The sequence below is a fragment of the Acinetobacter lwoffii genome (genome assembly GCF_019343495.1).
In the GTDB taxonomy this organism is placed as follows: domain Bacteria; phylum Pseudomonadota; class Gammaproteobacteria; order Pseudomonadales; family Moraxellaceae; genus Acinetobacter; species Acinetobacter lwoffii_P.
In genome coordinates, this window is record NZ_CP072549.1 from 1,137,183 (window position 1) to 1,155,412 (window position 18,230).

Sequence of the window (18,230 nt, forward strand, 5' to 3'; positions counted from 1 at the left end):
ACTCATTCAGATGGGTGCTTTTTATTTTATACTATGCACATGATCCTTAAACTTTTAATGAGCAGATCACCATGAGCCAAAACATTCGTTCTTATTTAGACACGACTCCAGAAATTGATAAATCGTGTTATATCGATCCGATGGGAATCGTGGTCGGCGATGTGGTCTTGGCTGAAAATGTTTCTGTCTGGCCTTTTGCCGTGATTCGTGGTGATGTTAATTCAATCCGGATTGGTAAAAATTCGAATGTTCAGGATCATGCCATGTTGCATGTCAGTCATAAAAAAGCCGATAAACCGAATGGTTCGCCTTTGATCATTGGTGAAGATGTCACGATTGGCCATCATGTGACATTGCATGGTTGTACGATTGGTAATCGTGTACTAATTGGGATTAACAGCATTATTCTGGATGATGTCATCATTCCGAATGATGTGATGATTGGTGCAGGTACGCTAGTTCCACCAGGCAAAGTCTTAGAGAGTGGTTGGCTCTATGTGGGCAGCCCTGCCAAAAAAGCACGTCCGCTCACTGAAAAAGAAATGGCATTCTTGTCTTATTCTGCGCAGAATTATGTGAAAGTCTCTCGAAATTATCTTAGGTAAATCAGAATAAATAAATCCCTTTATTTTAATTCTTTTGTTTTAATTCTTGCTTTAAAACAAGCATAACTCGGAGAATTAAAATGTTTATTGCGGTCTACTGTTTCAAAATTAAACCGGCGACAAAGGAAGCTTTCATTCAGGCATGGAAAACGCGCACTGAAAGCATTTATCTGGTTTTAGGTTCTCTCGGTTCTCGCCTGCATAAAGAAGAAAAAACCGGTGATTATATTGGTTATGCCCAATGGACAAGCAGAACACATTGGGAAAATTCCGACTTTAGCTGTCTCAATTCAGAGGAATATTTAAAGCATAAAAAACCCGGTGAAGTGATGCGTGAGACCGTCATTTCAAGCGATACTATTTTGGAATTAGAGGTCGAAGCAGATTATTTACAATCGAGAGCGTTTCTTTTTGAATAATTTTTAAAGATTGGCATATTTCAATTCTACTTATCAGACATGAACATGATAAAAAATATTTCTAAAGTGTTTGCTGCTTATATTATTTACTATGACGGATTTAAAAAAAATTAAATGGATCAATGCGTAATATGTTGAGGCTATTTGTTCCTGCATTTATGTCTGTGATGACAATTAACTTATATAAACATTTAAAAGAATTAGGGCGTGTCCTCATTTGGCTTTACACCAAATAAATATGCAAGCAATGTAAATCATAGACTGGTAATTTCGTGCAAGCTTATCAAATCGGGTTGCAATCGCTCGGAAATGCTTCAATCTCGCAAACACATTTTCAACTAAATGTCTTAATTTATATAGATATTTATCAAACTCCTTATTCGATCTTTTACTATTTGATCTCATTGGAATGATGGGAATCATATCCTTGTTCTGGGCATATATTCTAATGTGCTCAGCATCATACCCCTTATCAGCAATGAGATAAGTTGCCTCGCCTACAGTATCAATCAGTTGTTTTGCAACTTGACTGTCGTGGACGCCACCCCCAGTGATTTTAAAATCAATCGGTAATCCATTCGCGTCGGTTGCAAGATGTATTTTTGTTGTTCGTCCACCACGTGATTGTCCAATTGCTCTTTCGAAACCATTCCGAGCTCCACTTGCATGTTGATGCACGCGTATGTAGCTTCCGTCAATGAATACCCATTCTTGATCCAAGACGCCTCGTAATCTAAAAAAAATTTATTCCACAATCCCTTGCTTGCCCAACGATTAAAACGATTATAAGCAGTTTGCCAAGGACAAAATTCTTGAGGAATATCACGCCATGTGGCGCCTGTACGCAGTTTCCATAAGATCGCTTCCATGATATTTCTACTATTCTTTGAACGGTAGCAACCATGTAATCGCATAGTATCTTGAATTTGCTGCCAGATATCATCGGTAAGAAGAGTACGTGCCATTGAAAATATAGAAATAAAAATAACTCAAAGGAGGATTTTAAGTATTTAAAACATTCTTCAAATGAGGACACGCCCTAGTAATTTACCAGCCTCTTTTAATATAAGGCCAGTATTAGCGTCTTTTCATGCTTTTTACAGGATAAATTCCGGGAAAATTCAAACATTGAATAAATCCTCTACCCTGTAGCAACTCAACTTAATGTTTAAATACTTGTTCAAACATGGGGACTAAAAATTTATTGCCATATTCACTCAAATGGTCATCATCATAATACAAAGGACGAGCATTTTTTGAACCATAGCAATATTCTGTATCACATAAATAAGGCAGAGGATTCAAGATTTTTACTCCACAGCGCTGAGCTGCTTCATCCTGAGCATCCCAGACAATTTTATGCCGTTTATGATATTCAGAAAGTGATAGCTTCATATCTTCCACAGCACCATGAATAACCAGCTTATGCGAAATGGTCTTGGGAATATCTATTCCGAACTCTGGTATTGGTCGCATTAAATAAACCGGTCGGTCTTTTGCCAAACGACATGCTGTATCAACTAAAACTTGGGAAAATTCCTTTATAAACTGCTTATCATCATTATAAAGATATTTTTTACTGAAGTAGACTGGTGCTAGTTTAGACCGTTCCGATTGGTCAGGCTCATTCACACCTTTGACATATTCTGAAGTACGACTGACCAAAACTAGCGGAATGTTAGGATATTTTTTTAATTCGTCATTTGCCCATTGATTTAAAAGATCACATGAATCTGCACTGTACTCTTTATGATCTATATATCGAATACCATCCAGTGTAGGACAGCTATCCATAAACCAGGAAATCACACCTGAGTTAAAGTGAGAGGCTGCTGTGCCCAAAGAACTTGCTACTGCTGATGCATGGCTATCGCCCATTAAAATTGCTAAAATTTTTTCTTTTCCATACACACAACTTGGCGACCCTATTTTGTCATGAGAGGCATTACACTCTTCACGTCTAGGATCTATATCCCATGTTTCTGCAGCAGCAATCTCTACAATTTTAGGTAATCGAATTTCTTCAAAGGGAAGTAGTTTGGCACTGATCGCGATTGCAGATAAACTCGCAAGCAAACCAAAACCAAAGATGACTATAGCTTGTCTGGAAAGACGGAATTTCGTTAAAAATTGGCGTGAGGGTATTTCAACCAATAAATAGGAAAGATGCCCCAGTATCAGACTAAGCACCAAACCAAATAGTATCCAGTTCAGATCATCTTGCACACTACCAAAATACAAGCTGACCACAACCGGCCAATGCCACAAGTAAATCGAATATGAACGATCTCCCAACCATTGTGCAACAGGGTGTGTGGTTAACATGGAGTCTTTCTGTTGTGACAATATAACCAGTGCTGTACCTAGTACTGGTAACGCCGCCCAAGCAGAAGGCCAAACCAACCCCTTATGAATGACCAACATGGCCAATACCAATAAAAAACCTCCCACTACAAAGTACATCTTGGCAAATCTTTGTAATTGTGGAAATTCTTTCGCAGCTAAATAAACCAATCCACCAGAAACGAACTCCCAGCCTCGAACAGGCAGTAAATAAAAGGAAGCTACGGGTTTTGAATGAGATATCGCGATGCTTAAAAGGAGAGATCCCAGAAATGCAAAACATAATCCGTATAATAAGGTACGGCGTTCCGATTTAATTTTTGTCAGTAGTAACAAGTAAATAGGTAATAATAGATAAAATTGAAACTCAATACCCAATGTCCATGTATGTAATAACCACTTTTCATGAGCAGTGCCATCAAAGTAATTAGAAGTACGCCAGTAATAAAGATTAGAGTTAAAAGACAGAGCACTACTCGATTGCGTACCCAAAAACATATAGTCAGGTAAGGGTAACCAAAACCACCCTAAAACCAGCAAAATAATAATAAGTATCATCAGGGCAGGAAAAATCCGTCTTATCCGTGCCATATAAAAATCAAATAATTTGAAGCTGTTTTTTTCAAGACTGCTGCAAAGGATTGCTGTCATCAGGAATCCTGAAATGACAAAAAATATATCTACACCCAAAAAGCCTGCACTAAACCCTGGAACTTTGAAGTGAAAAAACAATACCATTAATACCGCATAGGCACGCAGTCCATTGATATCTAATCGAAAACCAATATTTGAATTTGGCGGTGTCATCATGTCAACCTGCTCAAAATATTTTTTTAATGTTGGGTTTATAAGTTTATTTTTTGATGCATGATGAAGAAAAATTTGCATTAAATCAGAATGCAGTTAAAAAATTAGACAATACTAGAAGGTTTATAATATCTCTTAACTTTTTAATTATATTCGGTTATTTTTCTTCTTTTTAAAAATTGATTGATATTTACTCAACCTTCTTATCTTCAAACTTGTCTTGTTTGAAGTCAATAGGCTAGACACATAACTCTATAAAAATATTTGTAGGCATCATTCAAAATACTTTTAAGACTAACATCATCACTTATCTAGCTAATTTAGGCTTTTTCGTCGTGCTATAAAGGGTATAACTATCTGATATATCAACTTTCAGTTATAGTCCTCATTACTTTAAATAATTGTTTTGGAAATCAAGCTTCTGATCCCCATCAGCATCTCTACAAGTCCTGAAAAAATATTAACAGCCCCGCTATACTATTTTTATGTGCGTTTTCCCAGTTCTAAAATGATCACTTCAGCATTTATTTTCTCTGTAATTCATTAACCCCAAATACCATGATTATCATTGGTTGATTATTCATTAATGCATTAAGTCGCTTAAAGAAACCTGCTCTCAACATAGCCACACACCCTAAAATTTTATACAATAGTGCATCCTTTTCCATGGTGCTGCTTTATGACTGCTTGGACTGCTCATGTCACTGTCGCAACTGTCGTTGAAAAAGACGGAAAATTCCTGTTTGTAGAAGAACATACAGAAGGTGTGACACACACGGTATTTAATCAGCCTGCGGGTCATATCGAATGTGGCGAAACTATTATTGAAGCTGCCATTCGCGAAACCATGGAAGAAACCGGACATACAGTGAGTATTGAATCACTGCTAGGTATTTATACCTATACCCCACCGATGTTCCAGGATCGTACTTATTTTCGTTTCTGCTTTTTAGCCAAATCCATTGACTACGACCCAAATGCCGCTTTAGATGCTGACATTATCGGTGCAGTCTGGATGACGCTAGATGAATTGCTTGAATCTGCTCGTGCGCGTAGCCCACTGGTGATTAAAGCCGTACAAGATGCGCTTTCAGGTCAAAAGTACCCTCTATCGCTCATTTACGAGCACCAAAATTCTCCCTTAATTTCAAATTTGGATGCCTAATCCTATGCAACAACGTGTCATCGTCGGTATGTCAGGTGGTGTAGATTCATCTGTTTCTGCTGCCCTTTTACTTCAACAAGGTTATCAGGTTGAAGGTCTTTTCATGAAAAACTGGGAAGAAGATGACGGCACAGAATATTGCACGGCGATGGATGACCTTGCCGATGCTCAGGCCGTTTGCGACAAAATCGGGATTAAGCTGCATACTGCGAACTTTGCCATGGAATATTGGGATCGCGTATTCGAGCATTTCCTGGCGGAATATGCGGCTGGCCGTACGCCAAACCCAGACATTTTATGTAATAAAGAAATTAAATTCCGTGCCTTCTTAGATCACGCGATTAACCTAGGTGCAGACTTTATTGCAACAGGTCATTATTGCCGTCGTGGTGAAACCATGACCAATTCACGTGGTGAAGAATATGCACCGCTACTGCGTGGTGTAGACAATAACAAAGACCAGACCTATTTCCTGCATGCGGTTCATGGTCGTGAAATTAACAAGACCCTGTTCCCTGTTGGTGAAATTGAAAAGCCACAAGTCCGTAAAATTGCAGAAGAATTAGATCTGGTCACGGCCAAGAAAAAAGACTCGACTGGCATCTGTTTCATTGGTGAACGTCGATTTAATGACTTCTTGAAGCAATATTTACCTGCTCAACCCGGAAAAATCGTACTGGAAGACGGTAAAGAGGTTGGTGATCATCACGGCTTAATGTACTATACGCTCGGTCAACGCGGTGGTATTGGTATTGGCGGTATGAAAGGCGTCGCTGAAGGCGCCTGGTTCGTATTGCATAAAGATATCGAAGGCAATCGTCTGGTGGTCGGCCAAGGCCATGAACACCCACTGATGCAAAGCACCATACTTTGGAGTGAGGCGATTGACTGGGTGGCAGGTGAGCAAGATATTCCTGAAACAGGTTTCCGCTGTACAGCCAAAACCCGTTACCGTCAGACTGATCAAGCGTGTACGGTATACCAGGATTCAGAATCACCGAATGGTGTTCGTGTTGAGTTTGATGAACCTCAACGTGCAGTGACCCCAGGTCAAAGCGTGGTGTTCTATTCAGGTGAAGTTTGTTTAGGAGGTGGTGTGATTCATCATACCAATGCACCTAAACCTGATTTTATAAAAGGATGAATTCGGCATGACGGAGTTACCATTTCAACCAGCCACAACGTTGAATACTCGTCAAAATCGTGCTTTGGCATTAGCGGGTGTGTTTCAGGCCACCCAGCTAACCCATATGACAGCATTGACGGGGCAGCAAAGCATTGGTGAAAGTGGTAACTTTTATTTTGAACAGTTAATTAGAGCCAGTCTTAATATCCGTCCCGGCAGCAATCAGAATGCCCAGACGCTCGACTTTTTTAATCAACTGGCCGATATTTCCTTAGGTTTAAAAACATTAGAAAGCAGCATTATTCAACCCTTCAATACTTCACCCAAATCCAGAATTCCAAAACTTTCCAGCACTAAACTTCCCATGAGCTATGCTATGGCACTTCTTCAGTTAGAAAAGAAGGTCTATAGCAACCCCAAATTTGTTGAAATTATTGAACAGTCTCAACAGAAAATTCTCAGACAGCTCTCCTTCTTCGATAATAATTACCTGCACCCCAGCATCATTGCCAACCTTGCTCAAACCTATGTCGATACGGCCGGACAGATTAATCCGCGTATTATGGTACGTGGCAATGCCGAAGCCTTTAAAGATGCCGGACACACCAACCGCATTCGTGCGTCCTTATTTACCGGTTTGCAAATGGCGCATCTGTGGCGTCAGCTCGGTGGCAGCTCTTGGGGTATGGTATTTGGCAAACGCAAGTTGCTACAAGATATTCAGAATCTAGCGCGTTTACAGTTTCAGGTGGTTTAACTGATGCTGCACGTGTTTTGTTTTACGTTTAATTCCAAAATCTAAGGAATCGATATGAACGCTTTAACTGCACTTTCTCCATTAGATGGACGTTACGCGAGCAAATGTGATGCTCTACGTCCCTTTCTTTCTGAGTTTGGTTTAATCCATGCTCGTGTGACTGTTGAAGTGCGTTGGTTACAAGCGCTTGCAAACCACCCGGAAATTACTGAAGTACCGGCGTTTTCAGGCGAAACTAATGCAGCGCTTGATGCGATTGTGAGCGATTTTTCTGAAGATGATGCCAATCGCATCAAAGAGATCGAACGCACCACTAACCACGACGTTAAAGCGGTTGAGTATTTCCTGAAAGAAAAAATCGCTGGTATCGAAGAACTTAAAAATGCCGGTGAATTCATTCACTTTGCATGTACGTCTGAAGATATTAACAATCTGTCACATGCCTTGATGCTGAAAAGCGGTCGTGATGTACTAGTTGCATCTATGCAGCAAATCATTGATTCAATCGTTGCGCTTTCTGAAAAGCATGCAGACCAGCCAATGTTGTCTCGTACTCATGGTCAAACTGCAAGCCCGACGACTTTGGGTAAAGAAATGGCGAACGTGGCTTACCGTCTTGCACGTCAAATCAAACAGTTCAAAAATGTTGAGCTACTAGGCAAAATCAATGGTGCAGTCGGTAACTACAATGCGCACTACTCTGCTTACCCAGACATCAACTGGCCTGCGCATTCACGAGCATTTGTAGAGTCTCTGGGTCTAGACTTCAACCCGTACACCACTCAAATCGAGCCACACGATTATATGGCTGAATTGTTTGATGCGCTGCGTCGTTTCAACACTATTCTGATCGATTTTAACCGTGATGTTTGGGGCTATATCTCTCTTGGTTTCTTCAAGCAAAAACTGAAAGAAGGCGAAGTCGGTTCTTCAACCATGCCGCACAAAGTTAACCCGATTGACTTCGAAAACTCTGAAGGCAACTTGGGTATTGCAAATGCTGTACTTGCACACCTTGGTGAAAAACTGCCAATTTCTCGTTGGCAGCGTGACCTGACTGACTCTACTGTGCTTCGTAACATGGGTGTTGGTTTTGCGCAAAGCTTAATTGCTTTTGAAGCTTGCTCTAAAGGTATTGGTAAACTTGAGTTGAATGCTGCGCGTATCAATGAAGATTTAGACAATGCGCAAGAAGTATTGGCTGAGCCTATTCAAACTGTAATGCGTCGTTACAACGTTGAAAAACCATACGAAAAACTAAAAGCCCTGACTCGTGGTCAAGCCATGACTCGCGACATGATGGTTGATTTCGTAAACGGCAACGAGTTAGAAGCTGTTCCTGCTGCTGACCGTGCGCGTTTAGCGGAAATGACACCTGCATCATATACAGGTAATGCTGCTGACCAGGCCAAACAAGTAGCTGCGCTGATTGCAAAAATCTAATTTGCAATAAGACGAAAAGGCGAAGCTCAGGCTTCGCCTTTTTATTTATAATGTGTTTTATTCTAAAAAAGATATTTTATAATAACGACATGATTGATCATCGACTTTCCGCCAAACATTACACAAGCCTGAGCATTTTAATTCTGGCGATTTTGCTTGCCAGTATTCGTCCTTTAGAACTGGAAGCTTATCTTTTGCATCAGGCAGGCACAGTTTTCATGACCATCATGCTGCTCATCTGCCTGTATAAAATCGGCCTGAATTTTTTAAGTTTTAATTTATATATTCTTTTTCTGATTGTTCATGTGATTGCTGCACACTATCTATATTCTTATGTGCCTTATAACCAGTGGATTGAACAGATTTTTGGCTTTAATCTGAATGAAGCGATGCACTGGTCACGTAATATGTTCGACCGATTTGTCCATCTGGCCTACGGATTATTACTTTATCCAATTTTCCATCGCCTGTTTCAGGTCTGGTTGCCACAGCAAAAACCTGTGGTCATTTTCCTGCTGGTGATTCAGTTCGTGGTGGCCAGCAGTATGATCTATGAGTGGCTGGAATGGCTGATTGCCATTGGTTTATCTCCCGAGGAAGCTGAAAACTATAATGGACAACAAGGTGACATGTGGGATGCACACAAAGACATCTTGCTTGCTACGATTGGCGCGGCGATAACAGGCGGGCTGCAATTGATACCGAAAAATCAAAAAAGCTCATCGAAGTGAGCTTTTAAAATCACAATCTAATAGCTGAATTAAAGTTTTGGATCACGCATTTAATTACATTCATATTTTTCAATTATGAATGTGGGCAATATCGCATCCAATCATCTTTCATTTTTTGCAGTTCATTACCCGCTAACATCTCATTGTAATAAATGAAATAGGTTGCATCAGGATATTGAATCTCATGACGGAACATCATGCCACGCAGTGACACAGATAACTCCTCAGGAAAATCATCCTCTAAATAGAGTTCTTCAAATTCATAATTAAAATAACAATTTTGCGTCGCAAGAAATGCTTCAGCTATAGCCATGTTTCTGCTCTAACAATAAAATATGCTTTATTTTATCTGATTAGTTTCAATGATGGTTTACATTTCATTCGGTTCAATCCATTGAACAAACTTAGATTCTGACAAATGTGGATATTTGAACTTATCTAGATATTCAAAGCAGGCCTTTTGGCCTTGAGGAATTTTATCCAGATGCTTATCGAAGAATAAATGCCGACTATATTGAGCGCCATCAAAGCGAATACTCACACGTTCAAATTCATTACCACCTCGAACTTTATGCATCTGATAAAACTGCACAACACCACATTCCTTCGATGGAATAACAGGTGGATCATTGGGCTTTAGAAAGCTATACAGCAGAAAGATACAAACGCCGGGTAGAAAACTCAGCCAAAACAAAACCTTCTTAGAATTATCCTGAGTTAATTTTGCTTCAGAATAAAGCATACATAACATCGGAATAAATACGATACTAAAAAACCCAAGCAACAAAATAAACGTGAGCATATGAGCCTAGACTCAATCAGAGTACTCCACTTATATCACAACAATATGATTTCAAAAAATAAAAAAGCCCACCGAAGTGAGCTTTAAAATTCATTCAAGATCAATTGGATTAAAGTTTTGGATCACGTATTTGCACCAGATTTGCGTTTGCTTTACTTAAGCTTTCCATAACGTTATTCATGACAGTGGGTATCAGTGAATCAGCAATTTGCGCTGCTTGCAGGCCGAGTTTTTCACCCAAAGTTGGTTTCTTGCGGGTCTGGATGGAATAGATATCATGTTGGGTCAACAAGTTGAGCAGGTATTCATCTGAGGTTTGCAGTTTATCCACCAGATTTAGATCCAGCGCATCCCGACCATACCAATGCTCACCAGTGGCCACTTTTTCAATATTCAGCTGCGGGCGATACTTCTCAACGAAATGTTTGAATAAAGCATGGGTTTGCTGTAGTTCTTCTTCAAACTTAGCCTTACCCTCTTCGGTATTTTCACCAAACATAGTCACGGTACGTTTGTACTGTCCAGCGGTATAGAGTTCAAAGTCGATTTTATTGTCTTTCAGTAGGCGGTTAAAGTTGGGGACTTGAGCAACCACACCAATTGAACCGACAATCGCGAATGGTGCAGAAATAATCTCATTGGCAATACACGCCATCATATAACCGCCACTAGCGGCTACTTTATCGACACAGATGGTCAGATGAAAACCTGCCTCGCGTAAACGTACCAGTTGAGCTGCTGCAAGTCCATAACCATGGACCATGCCGCCCGGACTTTCCAGACGCACTACAACGCGGTCACGACCTGCTTTGGCTGTGGCCAGAATCAGAGTGATTTCTTCACGTAAGCCTTCTACCGCAGAAGCAGCCATATCACCTTTAAAATCGAGCACATAGATTTTTTGATTGGTTTTCTTACGTGCACGCGCTTCTTTTGACAGTTGTTGCGATAACTGTAAAAGTTCCAGTTTAGAGCCAGTAGTTTGCGCTATTTTTTTTCGTTGTTCATTGATACGCGCATTGAGATGACTAATACGGATTTCAGCGGACAGTTTCGGAGTATGAAATAACATAAAAAATCTATTCTCTATTTAATTCGGATTTATTCCTTTAGATTAGGTCAATTTCGGTTTTTTTCAACTTTATTTCGAGAATTATTACGATTATCACCATCTATTTCACCTATAAAAAAAGAGCCTTACGGCTCTTATTCTAGAGATCGGATTAACCGAAACGCCCTGTAATATAGGCTTCAGTCAACTGATGATCCGGCTGGGTAAAGACTTTTTCAGTCGAGTTGACTTCTATCAGATCACCCAAATGGAAATACGCAGTACGATCCGATACACGTGCTGCCTGTTGCATGGAGTGAGTTACGATCGCGATGGTATATTGCGTAGATAGCTCAGAAATCAGCTCTTCCACTTTGGCGGTTGCAATGGGATCGAGTGCCGAACACGGTTCATCCATCAAAATTACTTCTGGACTGACTGCGATCGTACGCGCGATACACAGACGTTGCTGCTGACCACCTGACAAACCTGTTCCCGGTTGATTCAAACGATCTTTCACTTCTTCCCACAGACCGGCTTTACGCAAGCTGCCTTCGACAATTTCTTCAAGATCGTACTTGTCACGCGCCAAACCATGCAGTTTTGGGCCATAGGAGACATTATCGAAGATTGATTTCGGAAATGGGTTTGGCTTCTGGAAAACCATACCAACCTGTGCACGTAGCAAGACCACATCCAGGTTTGGATCATAAATATCCTGATTGTCCAGCATCACTTTACCGGTTACACGGCAGCTATCAATGGTATCGTTCATGCGGTTTAAGGTACGCAGAAAAGTCGATTTACCACAGCCTGATGGCCCAATAAAAGCAATCACTTCATTTTCATAAATGTTCAGGTCAATGCCTTTAATCGCTTCCGCTTCACCATAGTACACATGCACATCAGAAGTACTAAGTTTCACATTCGTCGACTTCGCATCTTTTTTGCTGCTTTGCGTATCGAACTGGGAAACAAACGGAGTTGCTGGCTTTTGAGTTGCCTCATCCGAGGTGAATTGTGTCTGTTGTGGATTCACGATTTGATCCTTTTTTAAGGAATTTTGAATAACAGTTGTGTTCATGATTCTGCCCCTATTACCAACGGACTTCAAATTTCTTACGTAACCAGATGGCCAGACTGTTTAAGCTGATCATCATGGCCAGAAGTACAATAATTGCTGCTGCAGTACGCCCTTCAAAGAAGTTACGCAATTCATTGCCTTGCCATAAGAAAATCTGCACCGGTAAAGCCGTTGACTGATCAAATGGAGTGGCTGGAACGCTGGCAACAAAAGCACTCATCCCGATTAATAACAATGGTGCGGTTTCACCCAAAGCTTGTGCAACCCCGATAATTGCGCCTGTCAAAATACCCGGTAAAGCCAAAGGCAAGACGTGATGAAATACTGTCTGGATGCGGGAAGCACCGAGTCCTAAAGCTGCCTGACGAATCGAAGGTGGAACCGCTTTAAGTGATGCGCGTGTGGTGATGATCACAGTCGGTAAGGTCATCAGACTCAGCACCAGACCACCCACCAATGGTGCTGACAGTGGCAAATGCATCCAGCCAATGAAGATCGCTGCACCCAATAGACCGAAGACAATTGAGGGAACGGCTGCCAGGTTGTTGATATTGACTTCGACCACATCGGTAATCCAGTTTTTCGGTGCAAACTCTTCCAGATAGATCGCAGAGGCCACCCCGATTGGAATCGAGATAAAGATCACGATCATCATCATGAACAGTGAGCCCATGAAGGCACCTGCCAAGCCTGAAGTTGCCGGTGAGCTGCGTGAGTCAGGACTGGTGAAAATATTGGTATTGAAACTATTTTCAATCACACCAGAGGCTTTCATCTCGTCCGCCACCTGACGTACTTCAGGACTGAGCTGCTGCTGTTCATCTGGAAGATCACGGTCAATATTTCCTGCCAGCCAGACATCGACATTGGCATCCGCTAGAATTTTCACTTCCTTGCTTTGACCGACCAGACTTGGATCATTCATGACCATGTCTCGCAAGCGGTACGCCTCAGAACTGGTATATAAAGAACCCAGTTCATCACGCTGGCTTTCCAGCTTGCTGTCTTTGGCAATCATGCCATTGATAATCAGCGCATCCCAATCCACCATTCCGACTTCGGTCTGCCACGCGATAAAGCGATCTTCAAACTGCGCTGGAGATTCTCCTGCAGCTGGCTTCGGTTTTGGACCAATATCCACAATGGCTGGATCGAAATGAATCGGCAAACTCATGCTGCTTTGCCAGAATGCAGGCAAACCTTTGGATAAAATACTCCCGAACAGCAATACCACAAAGAATAGACCTGCCAGTACTGCAGAGAAACCAAATAAACGAAAGGTTTTTTCTTTACGATGACGTCGTGCCAAAGAGCTTTGAATGGTCTTCTTACGCTTTTCACGCAGCTCGGCGGCGATGGATGGATCAATACGCTGATCCACAGGCGTTGTATTTGAAGTACTCATTAGTCGTATTGCTCACGATATTTACGCACGATGATCAGTGCAACAATGTTCAAACCTAAGGTAATGACGAATAGCGTCAGTCCTAGTGCAAAGGCCACCAGTGCTTGTGGACTAGCAAAATCAGTATCGCCAGTTAGCTGATTCACGATGGTAATCGTGACCGTGGATACTGCTTCAAGCGGATTGGCATGCAACTGCGGGCTGTTCCCGGCTGCAAGAACCACGATCATGGTTTCACCAATTGCACGTGACGCCGCCAACAGGAACGCACCGATAATACCCGGTAGAGCCGCGGGTAAAACCACCTGACGGATCGTTTCAGATTTGGTCGCGCCCAAGCCCAAAGAACCATCACGTAAGGCACGCGGCACCTGAGTGATGATGTCGTCTGACAGAGAAGATACAAATGGAATGATCATGATACCCATGACCAGACCGGCAGTTAGCGCACTGGTCGCATTAATTTCGAGTCCGACCAGAGCACCCATGCTTTTAAGGAATGGACCGATGATCATCAAGGCAAAAACACCATAGACAATCGTAGGAATACCCGCCAGCACTTCAATCGTGGGTTTTGCCCAAGAGCGGAATCGCGGTGAAGCATATTCTGCCAGATAGATCGCAATCATCAGACCAACCGGAACTGCAACTAGAAGTGCGATCCCGCTGACCATGAGCGTGCCCCAGAGCAGTGGCAATAAACCATAACTGCCTTCAGCACTGCCAGAGGTGCTAAACCCTGGGTTCCATTCGGTACCAAAAAAGAAATCCAGTGGACTGACGAAGCTGAAGAAACGCATCGCCTCGCCAAACATCGACATCACAATTCCGAGAGTAGTCAGAATCGCCACACCTGAACACAATGCCAGGCCGATATTCATCATTTTCTCGACCTGGTTACGCGCACGGAATTCCTGGCTAATATGTTTCTTGGCCCAGACCAGACCGGCTAATGCAGCCGAAATCACCACTGCCAATTTGGCAAACGTACCAATGGTCGAGAATTTAGCCAACTGCTCTGCGGCTGCAACTTCATAGGCTGCAGGTGTATCACTAACCCCGAAACCTGAGGCAAGTGCCTGAACGCGATCGATGACAACGCTCAAACTTGCCGGATCCAGACTGGCCGAAACATTTTCTGGTAAATGGTTGAGTACCACCTGCTCCAGAAAAGTGGGTTCCACCATATTCCAAACAATCAAAATTAAAAACGCAGGGATACCACACCATAGTGCAACCAGGGCACCATAATATCCGGGACGCGAGTGTAAGTTTGCAGAATTGCTTCCCTTACCTGCTAAGCTACGGCTTTTACTTAATCCGATTTGATAGGCTATGGCCATGATGGCCAATAACACACCTATAAGTAGCAGATTCATGTATTCTCCACTGTTTTTTCAATTTTCATGGTTTGAAAAAACTTGTTTATCGCAAAAAGCCGATGGTAGGTTGACCCTACCACCAGCATTTTCAAAATCATTTATTACTTCACTACAACCGCTTTACCAGCCTTGAAATTTGCCAGGACTGCTGCACGTTCTTTATCAGACATTGAAATCAGACCTGCTTTTTCCAGCTTAGAGCCTTTGCCAGATACTTTCTTGTTCAGGAAATATTCTGTGAACTGCGGTAAGCCCTTGATTGATTTCAAGTGCTCACCTTTTACGTAGAAGAACAATGGGCGCGATACCGGATAAGCACCATTCAAGATGGTCTTTTCAGAAGGTGCTACATTATTCACCGTAGCAACACGTAGACGGTCACGGTTCTGGTCATAGAAACCTAGGCCAAACACACCTACAGCACTTGGAGAAGTCTTCAAACGTGCCAATGTTTCGGTATAGTCACCGGCAATCTCAACCACACGGCCATCTTTACGGAATGTTGTACAAGCTTTTTTCTTAGCATCTTTGTCTAGAGACTTAATTGCAGCATACGTTTCACAACCTGCATCCACCATTTTCTCCTGGAAGACTTCGCGCGTACCATGATTCGACGCAGGAATTACCAGGGTGATAGGTTCATTCGGAAGTGCTTTGTCAATTTGGTTCCAACGCGTGTACGGGTTAGCGACCATTTTTCCATTTGATGGAAGTTGTGCAGCAAGTGCAGCGAAGACATGTTGTGGACGCAGTTTATAAGCCGCTTTGTTTGCATTCGATGCAAACACAATACCGTCATAACCAATTTTGATTTCTAGGACTTGGTTAACGCCATTCTTTTTACATTCTGCCAGCTCTGTACTCTTGATTTGACGAGAAGAGTTTGCGATATCAATCGTGTTATCACCCACGCCATTACAGAACTGCTTTAAACCACCTGAAGAACCGCCAGAACCGACAACTGGTGTTTTAAACTGTGGAAAAGTATTACCGAATTCTTCTGCCACGATACTGGCATATGGAAGTACAGTTGAAGAACCTGCAATTTGAATGGTGTCACGTGCTGCGTGTGCAGTCGTTACAGCAGTTGCCCCGGTTACTGCTAATGCTAAAGCTAAAGCTATATTTGTAAAGCGCATTCTAGTATCTCTCTCATTTATGCAAATTTGGAGTACACCACTTTTTATTCAGTTTTGTACTTCTTTCGATACCTGCATTTTGATTTTAGAATATGACAGATAAGTTACAGCTTTATTACGATTTAGTGATTTTTAATCTAGCGGCTTTTTCTTAATTAAATTTTTATGGATTTCAATGATTAAGTTCTTTATGTCATTCACTTCAATAAAAAATTTTAGACCAATGACATGTAACAATTTTTATAAACCTGAACTCAGGATAAATCCTGCTCCCCAGTTTTACATAAGCCTATGACAAATAAATAACAGGCCAAACGGGATTCAGACCTTCCGTGTTTTTGTGAGGAATTTCGATCTGGGAAAGGACCTTTTTTTATTTTTAAGCGCACAAAAAAGGAGATCATTTCGATCTCCTTTTTTTCACACCACCATCACTTATGCAATGGGTGGCGTATAAGTACCGTCAGCGATTGAATCTTTGATACGATCCGCTTCTGCAAGCACTAATGCCAGCAAGTTCTTCACGTTATCAAGCGTTGCAACCGGGCTTAAAGTAGTCATTTTCAGAGACTGAACCTGACCGACTTTCGTCACACCAATGTTCGCTTCACCACGCGCAAACAGTTCGTCTGCTACGTTTTGATTGAGCGTATCGAGTAATTCAACCGGATATCCCGCTGGAACCACACGGAACAAGACAGATGCGAATTGAGGCTCAAGCAGAAGCTCCAGACCATCAGTCGCTTTAATGTAGTCTGCCACATCACGGGTTAATTTCACGCCATGATCGATCATCGAACCATAAAGCTCTTCGCCCAGTGCTTCCACCGTCATCCACAATTTCAGAGCATCAAAACGACGCGTGGTTTGTAGCGACTTAGACACCAGATTCGGAACGCCGTGTTCTTCATCATAGGCAGAGTTCAGATACTCAGCTTCATAATGCATGAAACGGTAGTTCGCTTCATCTTTTAACAAGAACGCACCACAAGAAATGGTCTGGAAATAATGCTTATGGAAATCAAGCGTGATCGAATCCGACAGCTCAATCCCGTCCAGCATAGAACGATAGTCATTGGATAGAATCAGTGCACCACCCCATGCCGCATCGATGTGCATCCACGCGCCATATTTATTGGTGATTTCACGAATTGCTTTCAATGGATCAATCGCACCAGCATCCGTTGTACCCGCTGTTGCCACCACACATGCCACGATCTTGCCTTCAGACTGAAGATGCGCCATGGTTTTTTCCAGTGCATCTACGTCCATCTGTGCATTTTCATTCACAGGAACAGTGACCACTGACTGGAAGCCCATGCCCATCATCGCCATGTTCTTTTGCACAGAGAAATGTGCATTTTCAGAACAGATGACTTTGACATTACGCATCGCATCCGCAGGAATACCATCGCGCTGAACCGACCACGGATTACCATTTTCGTCTTTCCAGTTTTTCGCGATGCAAGCATCACGCGCAAGCAATACGCCCATCAAGTTAGACTGCGTACCACCAGAAGTGAACACACCGGCCTGACCCGCACCATAGCCGACTTTTTGACGTAACCAGTCAATCAGCTGAACTTCCATCAACGAACCGGCCGGGCTTTGATCCCATGAGTCCATTGACTGGTTGGTTGCATTAATCAGCACTTCCGCGATCTGGCTAGTCACCATCGTTGGACAGTGAAGATGCGCAAGTGAATGCGGATGATGCACTTTTAAGCTCTTGTTAAGGAATAGCTCAACCATACGCTCAAGAGATTTTTCTACACCCAAACCTTCTTTTGAAGGATGAAATGCAATTGCACTGCGCAGCTCTTTAATACTGCCGCCCGTGTACATTTTGTCGTTTTGCAACCATGCCGCAACCGCTTTGGTCGCTTGGTCCATGCCAGCCTGATAGTCAGCAATGGATGCAGCATCATTGCAGAGTAACGCTTTACGATGTTCTGCGAAATCTACCATGAA

17 protein-coding genes are annotated in these 18,230 nt (G+C 42.2%); 7 read left to right on the forward strand and 10 right to left on the reverse strand.

The genetic code is table 11. The features are described from left to right. Positions 1-71: 71 nt before the first annotated feature. Together J7649_RS05370 and J7649_RS05375 are read left to right on the forward strand one after the other, a co-directional pair. Positions 72-605 (forward strand): gamma carbonic anhydrase family protein, encoded by a 534-nt coding sequence (locus J7649_RS05370; RefSeq protein ID WP_219309714.1) that lies wholly within the window; start codon positions 72-74, stop codon positions 603-605. An 80-nt stretch (positions 606-685) separates the two neighbouring features. Beyond that, positions 686-1,024 carry an antibiotic biosynthesis monooxygenase family protein gene (locus tag J7649_RS05375; protein WP_219309715.1) on the forward strand — a complete coding sequence of 113 codons (339 nt, stop codon included), beginning with the start codon at positions 686-688 and terminating at the stop codon, positions 1,022-1,024. Between the two features lie 213 nt (positions 1,025-1,237). Here J7649_RS05375 and J7649_RS05380 read toward each other — a convergent pair. Next, positions 1,238-1,989, reverse strand: a protein-coding gene (locus J7649_RS05380) for an IS5 family transposase (RefSeq protein WP_228738633.1) whose coding sequence is annotated in 2 segments (ribosomal slippage) — positions 1,238-1,755 and positions 1,755-1,989 — 753 coding nt in all. Because the reading frame shifts where the segments join, the coding sequence is not laid out codon by codon here. Between the two features lie 196 nt (positions 1,990-2,185). Continuing rightward, positions 2,186-4,255 (reverse strand): acyltransferase family protein, encoded by a 2,070-nt coding sequence (locus J7649_RS05385; protein ID WP_228738665.1) that lies wholly within the window; start codon positions 4,253-4,255, stop codon positions 2,186-2,188. A gap of 598 nt (positions 4,256-4,853) precedes the next feature. On the opposite strand from J7649_RS05385, the gene J7649_RS05390 reads away from it, so the two are divergent. From J7649_RS05390 to J7649_RS05410, 5 genes are all read left to right on the forward strand, one after another. Further along, positions 4,854-5,339: an NUDIX hydrolase gene (locus J7649_RS05390; RefSeq protein ID WP_219309717.1), complete on the forward strand. Its 486-nt coding sequence runs from the start codon at positions 4,854-4,856 to the stop codon at positions 5,337-5,339. A gap of 4 nt (positions 5,340-5,343) precedes the next feature. Continuing rightward, a complete protein-coding gene (gene mnmA / locus J7649_RS05395) occupies positions 5,344-6,483 on the forward strand; it encodes a tRNA 2-thiouridine(34) synthase MnmA (protein ID WP_071851917.1) in 1,140 nt (379 codons plus the stop codon). Positions 6,484-6,490: 7 nt separating this feature from the next. Beyond that, the gene (hflD, locus tag J7649_RS05400) at positions 6,491-7,222 is read left to right on the forward strand and encodes a high frequency lysogenization protein HflD (RefSeq protein ID WP_005107369.1); all 732 of its coding nucleotides are present in this window, start codon (positions 6,491-6,493) and stop codon (positions 7,220-7,222) included. 54 nt (positions 7,223-7,276) lie between these two features. After that, the gene (purB, locus tag J7649_RS05405) at positions 7,277-8,665 is read left to right on the forward strand and encodes an adenylosuccinate lyase (RefSeq protein WP_219309718.1); all 1,389 of its coding nucleotides are present in this window, start codon (positions 7,277-7,279) and stop codon (positions 8,663-8,665) included. Positions 8,666-8,754: 89 nt separating this feature from the next. Further along, positions 8,755-9,396, forward strand: coding sequence for a DUF2238 domain-containing protein (locus J7649_RS05410; RefSeq protein WP_219309719.1), 642 nt, complete (start codon positions 8,755-8,757; stop codon positions 9,394-9,396). A 73-nt stretch (positions 9,397-9,469) separates the two neighbouring features. Here the strand turns inward: J7649_RS05410 and J7649_RS05415 are convergent, their stop codons facing one another. From J7649_RS05415 to J7649_RS05450, 8 genes are all read right to left on the reverse strand, one after another. Further along, positions 9,470-9,709, reverse strand: coding sequence for a hypothetical protein (locus tag J7649_RS05415; protein WP_114541507.1), 240 nt, complete (start codon positions 9,707-9,709; stop codon positions 9,470-9,472). Between the two features lie 57 nt (positions 9,710-9,766). Continuing rightward, on the reverse strand, positions 9,767-10,198 hold the full coding sequence (locus J7649_RS05420) for a hypothetical protein (protein ID WP_004279718.1): 432 nt from the start codon (positions 10,196-10,198) through the stop codon (positions 9,767-9,769). A gap of 109 nt (positions 10,199-10,307) precedes the next feature. Beyond that, complete coding sequence (gene sohB, locus J7649_RS05425) at positions 10,308-11,270, reverse strand: protease SohB (protein WP_004279717.1); 963 nt, start codon at positions 11,268-11,270, stop codon at positions 10,308-10,310. A gap of 151 nt (positions 11,271-11,421) precedes the next feature. After that, positions 11,422-12,333 carry a phosphate ABC transporter ATP-binding protein PstB gene (gene pstB / locus J7649_RS05430; protein ID WP_005246810.1) on the reverse strand — a complete coding sequence of 304 codons (912 nt, stop codon included), beginning with the start codon at positions 12,331-12,333 and terminating at the stop codon, positions 11,422-11,424. Positions 12,334-12,346: 13 nt separating this feature from the next. Next, positions 12,347-13,738 carry a phosphate ABC transporter permease PstA gene (pstA, locus tag J7649_RS05435; protein WP_004279713.1) on the reverse strand — a complete coding sequence of 464 codons (1,392 nt, stop codon included), beginning with the start codon at positions 13,736-13,738 and terminating at the stop codon, positions 12,347-12,349. Next, positions 13,738-15,117 (reverse strand): phosphate ABC transporter permease subunit PstC, encoded by a 1,380-nt coding sequence (gene pstC, locus J7649_RS05440; RefSeq protein ID WP_219309720.1) that lies wholly within the window; start codon positions 15,115-15,117, stop codon positions 13,738-13,740. The genes pstA and pstC overlap by 1 nt, the downstream gene beginning before the upstream one ends. Before the next feature lie 104 nt (positions 15,118-15,221). Next, positions 15,222-16,259: a substrate-binding domain-containing protein gene (locus J7649_RS05445; protein WP_219309721.1), complete on the reverse strand. Its 1,038-nt coding sequence runs from the start codon at positions 16,257-16,259 to the stop codon at positions 15,222-15,224. Positions 16,260-16,694: 435 nt separating this feature from the next. Continuing rightward, positions 16,695-18,227: a pyridoxal phosphate-dependent decarboxylase family protein gene (locus J7649_RS05450; protein ID WP_005246814.1), complete on the reverse strand. Its 1,533-nt coding sequence runs from the start codon at positions 18,225-18,227 to the stop codon at positions 16,695-16,697. Positions 18,228-18,230: the final 3 nt, after the last annotated feature.

Excerpts from the sequence above, each read along its gene's own strand:
- J7649_RS05370 (WP_219309714.1), top strand. The coding sequence starts at position 72 with ATGAGCCAAAACATTCGTTCTTATTTAGACACGACTCCAGAAATTGAT.
- J7649_RS05375 (WP_219309715.1), top strand. The coding sequence starts at position 686 with ATGTTTATTGCGGTCTACTGTTTCAAAATTAAACCGGCGACAAAGGAA.
- J7649_RS05385 (WP_228738665.1), bottom strand. The coding sequence starts at position 4,255 with ATGCAAATTTTTCTTCATCATGCATCAAAAAATAAACTTATAAACCCA.
- J7649_RS05390 (WP_219309717.1), top strand. The coding sequence starts at position 4,854 with ATGACTGCTTGGACTGCTCATGTCACTGTCGCAACTGTCGTTGAAAAA.
- mnmA (WP_071851917.1), top strand. The coding sequence starts at position 5,344 with ATGCAACAACGTGTCATCGTCGGTATGTCAGGTGGTGTAGATTCATCT.
- hflD (WP_005107369.1), top strand. The coding sequence starts at position 6,491 with ATGACGGAGTTACCATTTCAACCAGCCACAACGTTGAATACTCGTCAA.
- purB (WP_219309718.1), top strand. The coding sequence starts at position 7,277 with ATGAACGCTTTAACTGCACTTTCTCCATTAGATGGACGTTACGCGAGC.
- J7649_RS05410 (WP_219309719.1), top strand. The coding sequence starts at position 8,755 with ATGATTGATCATCGACTTTCCGCCAAACATTACACAAGCCTGAGCATT.
- J7649_RS05415 (WP_114541507.1), bottom strand. The coding sequence starts at position 9,709 with ATGGCTATAGCTGAAGCATTTCTTGCGACGCAAAATTGTTATTTTAAT.
- J7649_RS05420 (WP_004279718.1), bottom strand. The coding sequence starts at position 10,198 with ATGCTCACGTTTATTTTGTTGCTTGGGTTTTTTAGTATCGTATTTATT.
- sohB (WP_004279717.1), bottom strand. The coding sequence starts at position 11,270 with ATGTTATTTCATACTCCGAAACTGTCCGCTGAAATCCGTATTAGTCAT.
- pstB (WP_005246810.1), bottom strand. The coding sequence starts at position 12,333 with ATGAACACAACTGTTATTCAAAATTCCTTAAAAAAGGATCAAATCGTG.
- pstA (WP_004279713.1), bottom strand. The coding sequence starts at position 13,738 with ATGAGTACTTCAAATACAACGCCTGTGGATCAGCGTATTGATCCATCC.
- pstC (WP_219309720.1), bottom strand. The coding sequence starts at position 15,117 with ATGAATCTGCTACTTATAGGTGTGTTATTGGCCATCATGGCCATAGCC.
- J7649_RS05445 (WP_219309721.1), bottom strand. The coding sequence starts at position 16,259 with ATGCGCTTTACAAATATAGCTTTAGCTTTAGCATTAGCAGTAACCGGG.
- J7649_RS05450 (WP_005246814.1), bottom strand. The coding sequence starts at position 18,227 with ATGGTAGATTTCGCAGAACATCGTAAAGCGTTACTCTGCAATGATGCT.